Source organism: Pseudoalteromonas sp. BSi20495, assembly GCF_000241185.1.
Lineage (GTDB): Bacteria > Pseudomonadota > Gammaproteobacteria > Enterobacterales > Alteromonadaceae > Pseudoalteromonas > Pseudoalteromonas fuliginea.
Genome location: NZ_BADY01000185.1, coordinates 1 through 12,954 on the forward strand (window position 1 = coordinate 1; position 12,954 = coordinate 12,954).

Consider the following 12,954-nt stretch of genomic DNA (forward strand, 5'->3'; position numbering starts at 1 on the left):
TTGCGGGAGCCGGATTTGAACCGACGACCTTCGGGTTATGAGCCCGACGAGCTACCAGACTGCTCCATCCCGCGCCTGAAATTTGTAGACTTGTTTTAAGTTGCTTACATTACAACTTGGCTTCCAATTAAAAATTTATTGCGAGAGCTGTGAAGGTGGAAAGTGAACCGACGACCTTTTTAAGCTACCTACTGCACTAAATCTTTATAAAAAATTGGTTGCGGGAGCCGGATTTGAACCGACGACCTTCGGGTTATGAGCCCGACGAGCTACCAGACTGCTCCATCCCGCGCCTGTATATTTTAAGTCTATCGACTACTTTATTTTATCTCTTAAGTTAGAGTTTACAGTAACCTCAATCCCTAAGGAAATTGGTTGCGGGAGTTGTGAAGGTGAAGAGTGAACCGACGACCTTTTAAAACTACCTATTGCACCAAATTTCAATAAAAATATTGGTTGCGGGAGCCGGATTTGAACCGACGACCTTCGGGTTATGAGCCCGACGAGCTACCAGACTGCTCCATCCCGCGCCTGTAATTTCTTTAAAACATTTTCGTAATATTTACGAGCCTGCCTTGAAGAGAGCGCTACTATATAGGAATAAACATATAATGCAAGGCTTAAACTACTTAATGTTGTTCAAGTGAACAAAAAGCAACCAAAGCGCTATTCTGCGCTCAATCTTTGGTGTGGATTTATCATTTTTTGCCATTCCCAGTCGGGATGTCCCATTACTATAAAGTCAGGGTTCTCAGTACTCTCTCGTTGGTTGTACGTTAGCGGGTTAAATTCTGCATCGGTAATACAACCTCCGGCTTCCTCAATAATAACTTGCGAAGCACCTGTATCCCACTCACCCGTTGGGCCAATTCTTAAAAAACAATCTGCTTTGCCTTCTGCAACGATACAAGCTTTTAAAGAGCAGGAGCCAACAGCAATCGTTGTAAACTGACTATTTAAATACTGGCTCACCGCTTCTATTTTTTGGCGGCGGCTCACTGCAAGCGTTAAGTTCTCTGGTGGCGCTACAGATATTTGCTTATCAATTGAGTTTTCACGTTTAAAAGCACCATTTTTAGCTGTAGCAAAATAAGTCACACTTTTAGCAGGCCAATGAATAACCCCTAGCACTGGGTGGTTATTTTCAATCAATGCAATGTTTACTGCAAAGTCGCCACTTTCTAAAATAAATTCGCCTGTACCATCCATCGGATCGAGCAACCAATAACGCTGCCAGTCTTGTCTTTCAGCGAGTGCTGGTATAGGTGTTTCTTCCGACATAATTGGAATATCGGGCGCTAAGACCTTTAATCCAGCAACCAGTACGTCATTTGCTGCTAAATCAGCTTTGGTAACAGGCGTGTTATCTGATTTCTCTTGTTGGCCAATATCGCCTTTTTTATAAATGGCCATAATTGCATCGCCAGCACGCTCAGCTAATTCAATGCACGGTTCGATTAATTTATTCATCGGCAGCTCCAGACGCTAAATACTTATCTAATAATAGCAAAGCTGCAACACTGCGTGCTTCGGTAAAATCTTCTTGCTCTAATAATGACTGCCACTGAGTTAATGGCCACTTAACAACAACAAGCGGCTCAGGTTCGTCACCAATAAGGGTTTGAGGGTATAATTGCTTAGCAAATAAAATATGCATTGTGGCATTAAAGTAACTCGGCGCCATTGTTACTGTTCTTAATGGTTTAAAATACTCAGCACCAAAGCCAATTTCTTCTTTAAGCTCTCTGTTAGCAGCTTGCTCTGGCGTTTCGCCCGGATCGATTAAGCCTTTAGGAAAACCTAACTGGTAATCGTTTGTGCCCGCACAGTATTCACGTACAAGTAGTAATTCGTTGTCTGCACTTAACGGAACAATCATCACTGCTCCCCGGCCACCGCCGCGAATTCGCTCATATTGGCGCTCTTCGTTATTAGAGAATTTAAGTTCTAAAGATTCCACAGTAAATAGTCGACTTTTAGCGACAACATTATTACTAAGAATTTGTGGTGGTGTTGGGTGCTTTTTCTGTGTCATTGGCGTTAATTTGCTATCATGGCAGTTAGTTCAATAATAAACCTTATAAGTTGAAATTCCTATGTTAAATTGGTCAAAAATCGATACCGTTTTGCTTGATATGGACGGAACATTACTCGATTTACATTACGACAGTCATTTTTGGCTTAACGTAATTCCACAACAACATGCATTAGCAAGAGGCATTAGCTTAGACGCAGCCAAAGCAGATATTTTAAAACGCTATCAAGCCGTAAGCGGTCAAATACAGTGGTATTGCTTAGATTACTGGGAACAACAATTAAGCTTGCCTATTATGGAACTTAAGCGCGAATCAAAGCATTTAATTAAAATGCGAGAAGACGTACCTCACTTTTTAACAGAGCTTAAAAAAGCAGGTAAAGAGTTAATTTTACTTACTAACGCCCATCCAGAAAGTGTCATGCTCAAATTTGAAGAAACTGCGATAGATAACTACCTAGATGGTGTAGTGTCTACTCATGAATATGGAGTAAGCAAAGAGCAGCAAAGTTTGTGGCATAAAGTGCAAGACGACTTAGGTTTTAATAAAAGCCGTACACTGTTTGTTGACGACAGTATCCCCGTTTTAAATGCCGCACGAGAATACGGCATTGAGCATTTACTTGCAGTTGCTAACCCTGATAGCAAACAACCACATAACGAAATAGTCGATTACCTAAGCGTTACCGACTACCGCAAGATTATTTAACCTTTCGCTGGCTTTGTACTAAAGTCAGCTGCCTTTGCCTCTTTATGCCCACTGTATATTCCATTGTATGAACTTGTAACATCTAAGTCAGTTTGCATAAAGCGTATATGGCAAAAATTCACTCTAGAATATATACGGATATTATTACAAGATTCATTTTTTATCTCAAAGGTTATAGATGACGGGTTACTGTGACCAAATGTAGGTGCAACATAATTAGCGCTGAAGTTAATGCTCAAACCCACTCTAGCGTAGCAGGATAGTTGACTTAGCTCTCCGCACAAAGAATTTGGTAAACTCAAAGACTCAACAGAAGCTCCCAATATAAAATCACCTGGTTTTAATACATACCCTTCAATTGGAATTTGTATAGCTTTAAAAAAAGATTTCGTATCTGTAGATTTAGTATCAATTTCTCTATCGTGCTGTTCCATTAATAGTATGTGGTCACTTAGCCTCAGTAAATAGCTCGCAGGTCTGAATGAGCTTTCTTTAAAACCCTCAATAACAAGCTTACCTTCAATTAGGTGTCTTTTTATGCTTTCGGAACTTAATACCATTTAATGCACCCTTGTTACTAATTCTGAGTTACTGCCAGGAAAAGAGCTCGTATTGATTTCTTTAATAATTTCGGGAGGGATAATATAAATTTCGTTAGTATTAGATTTGAGTATTGAACATGCCTGATAATCGAGCACATAATGTTTGGCTTGCTCTTCATACAAAGTAAGAGATTTAAGCTCTATATCATCTAATGACCAGCGGTTAATGATCGTTGGCTTATCGAAACCAACATGATATTGAGGGGCGCCTTTTTTTACATATAACAGAAGGTCTGCTTTAGTTAAAAAAGCAGCTTCTGCAGCAAGAGAATCACTGCTAATACAACCTGAATCAGGCTTAATGAAAAAGCAACTTGCATCAGTTGTAGATAAGTATTTTTCTACTTCATTGACAGGTACTTCATTTGGATAGATATTTACTGAAAATGAGTTTAAATATGATATTGCGATACCATTTAATATCGAAATTATGCCTTTCCCAACTTCATCTGCATAACTATCCATAGCTAGGTTTTTAACTAAATCAGTGAAAAGAAAAGCCCCTATGCCACCGCAAACGAATATGAACTTTGTTGATGGGTTGTTTGCAATAATCACTGGCAAATCTTTGAATACATCAGGAGTGATATGCATATTTCTATACCCCCACCATGGCACATCAATTTCGGTGTCAACCTCAGAAATAGCACCGCCGCCAGTTAACCTTATAACTACAGTTTTCATTTCAGCCAACCCATGGCATTAAAAATCTTACAAGCACCATCTGTTAATTTATCTCTAATGCCTTGAAGTTCATCTAAAGGAACCCACTTTATACTTTTAACTTCAGTTCCAAATTTTAAATCCTTTTCATCAATGATTTCATAGGAACCGAATACATGCCAATCATGTAGCTCACCACCGTGTCCACACTTATCTGTTAAATCATCAATATGAAAAATATATTTTAGGTTACTTGTATTCAAACCTATCTCTTCTTTAACCTCCCTTGTAACAGCTTCGGTGAGTGTATTATCTTGATGCTCAACATGCCCTGCAACAAGGCTGTACTTTCCCTGGTAAAACTTTTTAGTTTTTTCAATTAAAAGGATTTTATTATCATTTGTAAAAATTGCGGCAACTGTTATATGTTTAATTTTATTATCTATTTTTAGTTCCCTAATACCAGTCCCGTTTGATTGCTCTAAGCTTTTTCCCGTATAAAGCTCTTCATTAATAGGGTTACTCAAATTACTTATAGCCTTATAAGCAGCTCCTATTCTGTTTTGTAAAAACTTTAGCCTAGTACGAGTTTCCTGATCACCACTAGAAGCATAAATATCAGTTGCATAATGAGGTAACTCATCTGGTTTTATGCCCCTTGAAAGTAACCATTCGGCTAACTCTAATAATGCCTGCTTTTCGACCTGTTCTATTGGCTGCTTTAATAATTCAATACATTGAACTTCATTACTATCTTTAAAGTTTTTAACAGCATCACTAAGGGTATTTATTACTTCTGAATCGGTGCTCGCAATACAAAAGCGGTATAAATTATTAGCAAACTTTAATGGGCCTGGTTGTAATTCAACAAATTTGTTTTCTATAAGGCGAATTTTGCACCCAGGGTAGCTTTTTTTATATAAATAAACCGACGTTTTACAATAACTCTCTTGGTTATCTTTAATGTCTTTAAAAGAACGCAACACTCTAAATACACGACGGATAATATCCATTTCTACGTGTGCTTTTTTATTACTAACCTTTACAAATTGAGATGGTAAAGCACCAACGGGGACTTCGTACTCTTTCATTAATTCCAAAATTGCTGAGTCTGATTTAACATTTGGACTGCAAATGTAGAAATCTATATCAACTTTAGTGGTACTTGTTTGATAAGCTTTTAAATCTTTTAATATATCGTGTGATAATTGTGAAGTAGTTGAAAAAATTGATATTTTCATTTCGCCCCCCTCGCCACATAGCTCCCTAACCTTATCAGTGAAGAAGTTATTACCAGTATTTTCATTACTTAAATCGCTATCTACAGTTAATTGTTCTTCAAACTTGGCAAGTAATTTATCTAAATCAGCTGGCTTAATAATTTGCGACAGGGACTCTTTGAGCATTAACCTCTTATAAAACGACTCTTTTAAAGCTTTAGTAAAAATCTCTTTAAAATCTTCTGATGAAAGCTGGCTACAATTTATGCACTCATAGTCATTATTAACAAGTAAAATAAAGATAGCAGCTTCAAAATTGGTAAAACGAGTAAAGTGTGTGTTTTTTAATGGTTTGTTAGCTAATAGACTTTCTAAGGGGTGGTTTTTAGCTAACCATGTTGTAAAGTCGCTGAGGGAACGACTATTTTTTGCCTTCTGTCGAATAACTTTACTTTTGAGAGCTTTATAAAACCTTAATTTAAATTCGAACCATGTGCCTGGGAGACCATTTTTGTAAATATATCCACATACCCCTCCTACAATAACCAAGTATATAATGTTAGCTATTAAACTATCTTTTACTGAATCACCAACAGAGTATAAAACGGGAATAAACAGTATCCCGCCAGCAATCACAGCTTGAAAAAAATTATTCAATTCCTTTTCCTTCAATTTTAAGCGTGCAAGACTTGCACGCTTTTCTACTCTATTTCACACCAGTGTGACCAAAACCACCTGCTCCACGCTCTGTTGCTTCAAACTCATCTACAAGTACGAAATCAGCTTTAATTACTGGAATAAACATCAATTGAGCAATTCTATCACCAGAGTTTATTGCGAATTCATCACTCCCCCTATTCCAAACTGAAATGAACAACTCTCCTTGGTAATCCGAGTCGATTAATCCAACTAAATTACCCAGTACAATCCCATGTTTATGACCTAAACCTGAGCGAGGTAAAATAGTAGCAGCCATTCCTGTATCCTGCATATTTAAAGCAATACCAGTAGGAATTAATTTTGTCTCACCCGGTAAAACTTGTAATGTATCATCAATACAAGCTCTAAGGTCTATAGCAGCAGAGCCATCTGTAGCATACTCTGGCATAAGAATTTCAGTACCGACTTTAGGATTTACAATTTTTAATTCAACTTTTTTCATTTTAAACTTTCTACTCTAAATAAATTTATGAAAATAATATAGATAATATAACTTAACGACCAGACGTAAACTCATGCCATGAATCAATTAAATCAATGAAATCTTCAAAGCCACAACCACTACTTAAACCATTTTCTTCAAGCGCTAAATCGTCATCTTGATACGCTATTAGGTCTTCACTGTCTTGATGAAGCGCATGGGCTTCAAACAGTGCTTCGTCTTTGGTTAATATTAAATCTATTTCTTGGCCTTTTAGCGTTAGCGGCTCATAGCTTGAACTCACCGATGCAATAAGCGCTTGCACCATAGCTACTTTGTCTTTGCCTATTTCTTCGTTTAGCCAGCGACCAATAATAGCGTGTTCACTGCTTATTTTAATACGTAGCCCACTAATAGGGTCGCGAATAAATTGATATTCCATAGGGTTTGCCTGTAAATCTTTAATTGCGTAATTATATACGTAAACGCCCGTAAACCACAGGACATATAAAGTAAAATAGCGCCACATGGGCGCTATTTTACTCAACTTTAAAACCGTTAACTTCGCGATCTATAACGCGCTGCGTCAATAATCGACCATAAGTAAATAATAGGCACAAGTACAAAACCTACAAGCACATAAATTAGTGCGTAACTTATTATAATAGCGAGTGCAAAAAATATAGCCGCTAAAATACGCCCTTGCACTAACTGCCCTAAGCCAGGAAAAAATATATTACATAATGCTGCGATTACGTTACCGCCAGAACCTTGATCTGCCATACTAACCTCTGTATTTATTTGATTTTATAATTATTTACTTACACACTCTATGCCAATTTATTAAAGCTTACAAATCAAATAGTTAAATTAGCCTAGATTTAGAGAGTTAGTAAATTTTGCTAACTTTAGGTCAAATTAGCAATTTTTATTGTGCGTTTACGCTTTTTTGTTTGTTCAAAAAATTATCAAGTTACTCGTTTTTAAGGCTATTTTATAAATAGCTGTTTATAAAAACAGTATTTTATTTAGCCTAACAAAAACACCTGTTATACTGCCCACAATATTGATTAAAAAGGCGTAACGATGGACGTTTCACAATTACTCGATGGCTTAAATGACAAACAACGCGATGCCGTTGCAGCCCCACTACAAAACATGCTGGTGTTAGCAGGTGCTGGGTCTGGTAAAACACGAGTGTTAGTTCATCGTATTGCGTGGCTTATGCAAGTTGAGCAAGCATCTGCTTACAGTATTTTTGCCGTAACCTTTACTAATAAAGCGGCTAAAGAAATGCGCAGCCGCGTTGAAGAAACACTAAAAGCCCCTGTAGGTGGTATGTGGATTGGTACGTTCCATGGTTTGTCGCATCGTATTTTACGTGCTCATCACCGTGAAGCTAACTTACCAGAAGCCTTTCAAATTTTAGACTCTGACGATCAACTTCGGATGATCAAGCGCTTATTAAAATCGATGAATATCGATGATAAAAAATGGCCTGCTAAACAATTTGGCTGGTACATTAGCGCCAAAAAAGATGAAGCACTTCGCCCTAAAGATATTCAAGCATACGATATTAATGAGCAAATGATGCTGCGTGTTTACGCCGCCTATCAAGAAGCCTGTGATAGAGCTGGTTTAGTTGATTTTGCCGAAATATTACTACGCAGCTACGAAGTGTTAAAAAATAACCCTACGTTACTACGTCATTACCAGCAACGCTTTGCACATATGCTCGTAGACGAGTTCCAAGATACAAATACCATTCAATATGCTTGGTTAAAGTTACTTGCAGGCGATACAAGCAGTATCATGATTGTAGGCGACGATGACCAAAGTATTTACGGTTGGCGCGGTGCTAAAATCGAAAATATTAAACGATTTTTAACTGACTTTAGCGCAGAAACCATTCGTCTTGAACAAAACTACCGTTCAACTGCAACTATTTTGAAAGCGTCTAATGCATTAATTCAAAATAACTCAGAGCGTATGGGTAAAAGCTTATGGACCGACGGTAACGATGGCGAGCCAATTTCTATTTATGCAGCATTTAATGAATTAGACGAAGCACGCTTTGTAAGTAGCAAACTACGAAGCTGGTTAAATGCAGGTAATGCCCTACAAGATGCAGCAATTTTATACCGTAGTAACGCGCAATCTCGTGTACTCGAGGAAGCCATGCTACAAGAAGGCTTAAAATACCGTATTTATGGTGGTATGCGATTCTTCGAACGACAAGAAATTAAAGATGCGTTGTCGTACTTACGCCTAGTAGGTAATCGTCAGGACGATGCCGCGTTTGAGCGTGTAATTAATACGCCAGCACGCGGTATTGGCGACAAAACATTGAGCCATATACGCGACTGTGCTCGAGCAGAGTCGTTACCGCTTTGGTATGCCGCAAAAGCAATTGTAGAACAACAGCATTTATCTGGCCGTGCTTCTGGCGCAGTAAGTAAGTTTGTAGAACTCGTTGAACAAATAGAAGATAAAATTAGCGATTTAACTTTGCATGAGCAAGCCAAGTACACAATTCAAACCTCAGGCTTGATGGCAATGTACCAAGCCGAAAAAGGTGAAAAAGGCCGTGCTCGCGTAGAAAACTTAGAAGAGCTAATTAGTGCGTGTGATCAGTATGAGCTACCTGAAGACGAAGAATACAGCTCACCACTACAAGGCTTTTTAGCCCATACATCACTTGAGTCAGGTGAAGGACAAGCAGAAGAGCACGAAGACGCCGTACAAATGATGACGCTTCACTCAGCAAAAGGCTTAGAGTTTCCGTTAGTGTTTATGGTGGGCGTAGAAGAAGGCATGTTCCCTTCTCAGCAAAGCAACGAAGAGTCTGGCCGCTTAGAAGAAGAGCGCCGCCTTTGTTATGTAGGCATGACACGAGCAATGGATAAGTTATATATTAGCCATGCTGAGAGTCGCCGTTTATACGGGCAAGAAAAATACCATAGCCCATCACGCTTTTTACGCGAAATCCCTGAAGACTGCGTAGAAGAAATCCGTATTAAAACACAGGTTTCTCGCCCACCTGCCGCTGGGCGTTTTAGCGCATCAGTTAGCCATGCCGCATTTGAAGACAGTGGCTTTAACTTAGGACAACGCGTACTGCATGCTAAGTTTGGTATTGGTACCGTACTTAATTACGAAGGCAGTGGCGCGCAATCTCGCGTACAAGTAAACTTTGACGACCTTGGCAGTAAATGGTTAGTAACGGCCTATGCACGATTACAAGCGGTATAAAGCACACCTAAATGAGTTAGAGCAACAATTAGCTGGCGCGTATCATCGTCAGCTAGTGTTAATAACTGGCAGCCCAGCTTGGTGTTATGAAATACTTAACTCATTAATAGATGAAAACAATACACTTGTTGTATCAAAGCAGTGCGCGATTAAAAATTCGTACTGGCCTACTCGCACTCACCAAATTTTAGGGCAAGAATTTGCTCATGCTGTTTACAATGGTTTTAGTGGTTTGCACCCTGATAAACTTGCAGCACTTGCCGGCACCGTTAAAGCAGGCGGTATACTGTTTTTATTACTGCCTGAACTAGATGATTTAGCCTCTTGGCAAGATCCCGCATTAAGTACAGTGCAATCACACGGTCAGAACATTAACTACAGCATATTTAATCAGCGTTTCGCGACTATTATTAAACCGTTGCCCGCTTTTCACTTTAGTGAAAAAAATGGCTGTATTAGTAATAACGCTAGCTATGTAATGCATAATAAAATTGATTATGAGCCACAGCAAGACTGCGTTGAAAAAATAGTAAAAGTAGCTAATGGCCGTGCCAATAGGCCTTTACTCATTAATGCTGATAGAGGCAGAGGTAAGTCGGCAGCACTTGGCTTAGCAGCCGCAAAATTAGCTGATAAAAAAGTAATTATTAGCAGCACTCAATTTAAAGCGACCCATAGCAGCTTTAAACATTTAGCCCAAGAGTTAAGTCTTCAATACAACGCTGAACATAAACAGCTCGCCAACTTGCACTACGTTGCACCTGACGCGTTATTAAACACACTACCTGAGTGCAATTTACTACTCGTTGATGAAGCTGCAGCAATCCCTGTTCCGTTATTACTACAAATGCTAGCTCATTACCCTCGTATAGTATTTGCAAGCACTCTGGTTGGGTATGAAGGCAATGGTAGGGGTTATACCATTCGCTTTAGTAACTATATTAAAGCACACTATAAAGCCTCTAAAGTTGTAACGCTTGATGAGCCCCTGCGCTTTGCTAAACACGATCCTCTTGAGCAACACATTCGCACACTACTAGCACTCGATGCACAATATATAGAGTTAAGTAGTGATCAATTAGAGCAGCCAGTACATAGCGAAATAACTCAGCAATCCCTTGTAAACAATGAGCCTTTACTGCAACAAGTTATTGCCCTACTTGCACTGGCTCACTACCAAAGTAGTGTCAACGACTTACGCCAACTACTAGACGCACCATCGCAACGACTATTTATTAGCAAAATTAATAATCAATTAGTTGGCGTATGCTTAATCGCCATAGAAGGTGGTTTGAGTGAAGACCTTGCCCTACAGGTTATAAGTGGAGAGCGCCGTCCGCAAGGACATTTAATGGCGCAAGCACTCTCACAACTTAGCTTTAATAATGACTGTTTAACGCAACTGAGCGCTCGCGTTGTACGAATAGCGATTGATCCGAGTTCCCACAATATAGGACTTGGTAAAAAGCTACTTAGTTATTGCGAGTCGCAGGTAAAAAGCCAATGTAGTTGGCTTGGTGCAAGCTTTGGGGCAACAGCGCAGTTACTTAATTTTTGGCAAAACCGAGGGTTTGATACTGTAAAACTGGGATATCAACGCGATAAAAGCACCGCTGAACATTCGGCGCTTGTGGTTAAATGCTTAAGTGACAAAAGTACAATTATTCAACCTTTGAAAAAGCAGTTTAAAAGCGATTTTTTTTATGCTCTTTTAACACACTTTAAAACACTAGATTGGCAACTCGTGAATATCCTAATTGAAGGATTTAGCGACGAGTTAATAAGCCGAGAGACTCACGAGCGACTAGCGCTGCTCACTAAAAGTAACTTCACTCAATTTAGTATCTCTGCAACTCTTTGGCAGTTACTGAGCCAGTCACCTTCTTGTATATCTCAATTAACAGAGTCTGATAAACAACTGTTAATAAAGTTAGTACTTCAAAATGAAAGTAATGAAAAAGTGATTCAACACTTAGGATTATTAGGAAAAAAACAGCTTGAGAATCAATTTAAACGTGCCATAAAAAACCTCACTAGCACTATCTAATAATTTCTAGTTGCCCTATCTCTGTTAAATTTTATCCATCTTTAAGCTATTTATTTAATTTGTTCTATCCTTAAAGCATTAATAGGTAAATTAAGATAAAGGCATGGAATTAATAAACTTTAAAGTGGGCTGCAAAACAATTTCACTAAAGATACTCGACATTTTATTAACTGAGCGCTTTGACAATAATCTAACAACTTTACCAAACAATAATAAAAGCTTTATTGGTGTTAAAGATTATATGGATATACCAACACCTGTTTTTGATTTAGGTATTATTTTAAATAATATCTCAACTGAACAAAGTAATACGCATGTACTAAAGCAACTAAGAATATGGCAAGACAAACTATTAAACTGGTTTAATACCCTTCAAAGTAACGTATTAAATAGCTCGGCTTCTATTTCAAATAATGACGCCGAACTACAAGATTTTGTTTTGTTTTACAAAGAATTCAACACCGACAATGAAGATTTAAAATTAACAATCTCTCGGCTTGACGAGCCTTTCCAATCATTACTAGAGACAGCAAAGGCAGCCATAGCAGCCCATAATCAAAGTGATCATAAACAAGTATCAGCTCTGCTCGACAAAATTAAGCGTAATAGTCTAATTCAGCTTGAGCGTTTATTTGAATCAGCTAAAGAGCAAATAACCTTAGACTATAAACCTATTATTGTTTTCACCACCAAAGACGGATTAAATCCACATGTTGGTTTATTAGTAGATAAAGTCGAAGACAATATTGACTATAAAAAAGAAGACATAAGGCCACTGGATAAGCTCACTGAGGTTGGTTTTGATCTAGACCCACAAACTAAAAATATGATGCGAGGATTAATCAAGCTTTCACAAAAGCACAGTGTGTTAATTGATCCAAGCGTGATATTTAAACCAACCCAAATAGAAGAATCCGAAAGTGAAGAAACCCAAGCTTACGGACTATTTTAAATAACCTTTAAATTTGGTTATTAACTTTAGTACTGGAATAATGAGCTATTCCGCTCAACTTGTACATTTAGATGAATTGGAGAAGAATCGAGTATGTAATGTTCGTTACTCCCCCATATTTCACTTTTCTGCAGACGTAAAAAAGCCCGAATCGTTAGATTCGGGCTCTCTACAATTTGAAGCCTGGTAATGTCCTACTTTCACATAGCAAATGCTACACTATCATCGGCGCTGTTTCGTTTCACTACTGAGTTCGGCATGGGGTCAGGTGGGTCCAAAACGCTATTGTCACCAAGCAAATTTGGGCGTTAATACGTATATCTACGTACTAAC

At 38.4% G+C, this 12,954-nt stretch carries 12 protein-coding genes, 3 tRNA genes and 1 rRNA gene; 4 read left to right on the top strand and 12 right to left on the bottom strand.

Annotated features, from left to right (window positions below; all coding sequences use genetic code 11):
* The 5 genes from P20495_RS00605 to nudE form a co-directional block, all read right to left on the bottom strand.
* A tRNA-Met gene (locus tag P20495_RS00605) sits at positions 1-74 on the bottom strand.
* A 141-nt stretch (positions 75-215) separates the two neighbouring features.
* Positions 216-292: transfer RNA gene (locus P20495_RS00600), tRNA-Met, on the bottom strand.
* Between the two features lie 161 nt (positions 293-453).
* Positions 454-530 (bottom strand) — tRNA-Met (locus tag P20495_RS00595).
* Positions 531-666: 136 nt separating this feature from the next.
* Complete coding sequence (gene cysQ / locus P20495_RS00590; RefSeq protein ID WP_008139391.1) at positions 667-1,470, bottom strand: 3'(2'),5'-bisphosphate nucleotidase CysQ; 804 nt, start codon at positions 1,468-1,470, stop codon at positions 667-669.
* On the bottom strand, positions 1,463-2,035 hold the full coding sequence (nudE, locus tag P20495_RS00585; protein WP_008139393.1) for an ADP compounds hydrolase NudE: 573 nt from the start codon (positions 2,033-2,035) through the stop codon (positions 1,463-1,465). Before nudE ends, cysQ begins: the two co-directional genes overlap by 8 nt.
* Positions 2,036-2,096: 61 nt before the next feature.
* On the opposite strand from nudE, the gene yrfG reads away from it, so the two are divergent.
* On the top strand, positions 2,097-2,744 hold the full coding sequence (gene yrfG / locus P20495_RS00580) for a GMP/IMP nucleotidase (protein WP_008139394.1): 648 nt from the start codon (positions 2,097-2,099) through the stop codon (positions 2,742-2,744).
* On the opposite strand, the gene P20495_RS00575 is transcribed toward yrfG, so the two are convergent.
* From P20495_RS00575 to P20495_RS00550, 6 genes are all read right to left on the bottom strand, one after another.
* A complete protein-coding gene (locus P20495_RS00575; protein WP_008139396.1) occupies positions 2,741-3,304 on the bottom strand; it encodes a hypothetical protein in 564 nt (187 codons plus the stop codon). The genes yrfG and P20495_RS00575 overlap by 4 nt on opposite strands.
* A complete protein-coding gene (locus tag P20495_RS00570; RefSeq protein WP_008139398.1) occupies positions 3,305-4,030 on the bottom strand; it encodes a hypothetical protein in 726 nt (241 codons plus the stop codon).
* Positions 4,027-5,886, bottom strand: coding sequence for an NUDIX hydrolase (locus P20495_RS00565; protein WP_242401507.1), 1,860 nt, complete (start codon positions 5,884-5,886; stop codon positions 4,027-4,029). The genes P20495_RS00570 and P20495_RS00565 overlap by 4 nt, the downstream gene beginning before the upstream one ends.
* Before the next feature lie 49 nt (positions 5,887-5,935).
* The gene (gene dut / locus P20495_RS00560) at positions 5,936-6,391 is read right to left on the bottom strand and encodes a dUTP diphosphatase (RefSeq protein WP_008139402.1); all 456 of its coding nucleotides are present in this window, start codon (positions 6,389-6,391) and stop codon (positions 5,936-5,938) included.
* Positions 6,392-6,443: 52 nt separating this feature from the next.
* Positions 6,444-6,812, bottom strand: a complete 369-nt coding sequence (locus tag P20495_RS00555) for a YacL family protein (RefSeq protein ID WP_033016483.1) — start codon at positions 6,810-6,812, stop codon at positions 6,444-6,446.
* A gap of 116 nt (positions 6,813-6,928) precedes the next feature.
* On the bottom strand, positions 6,929-7,153 hold the full coding sequence (locus P20495_RS00550; protein ID WP_002963009.1) for a hypothetical protein: 225 nt from the start codon (positions 7,151-7,153) through the stop codon (positions 6,929-6,931).
* A 303-nt stretch (positions 7,154-7,456) separates the two neighbouring features.
* On the opposite strand from P20495_RS00550, the gene uvrD reads away from it, so the two are divergent.
* The 3 genes from uvrD (at position 7,457) to P20495_RS00535 (ending at position 12,621) form a co-directional block, all read left to right on the top strand.
* Complete coding sequence (gene uvrD, locus P20495_RS00545) at positions 7,457-9,622, top strand: DNA helicase II (RefSeq protein WP_002963007.1); 2,166 nt, start codon at positions 7,457-7,459, stop codon at positions 9,620-9,622.
* Entirely contained in the window at positions 9,600-11,669 is a 2,070-nt protein-coding gene (locus tag P20495_RS00540; protein ID WP_008139407.1) for a GNAT family N-acetyltransferase, read from the top strand. The genes uvrD and P20495_RS00540 overlap by 23 nt, the downstream gene beginning before the upstream one ends.
* Positions 11,670-11,772: 103 nt before the next feature.
* Positions 11,773-12,621, top strand: coding sequence for a hypothetical protein (locus P20495_RS00535; protein WP_008139408.1), 849 nt, complete (start codon positions 11,773-11,775; stop codon positions 12,619-12,621).
* A 181-nt stretch (positions 12,622-12,802) separates the two neighbouring features.
* On the opposite strand, the gene rrf is transcribed toward P20495_RS00535, so the two are convergent.
* Positions 12,803-12,917, bottom strand: a 5S ribosomal RNA gene (gene rrf / locus P20495_RS21115).
* Positions 12,918-12,954: the final 37 nt, after the last annotated feature.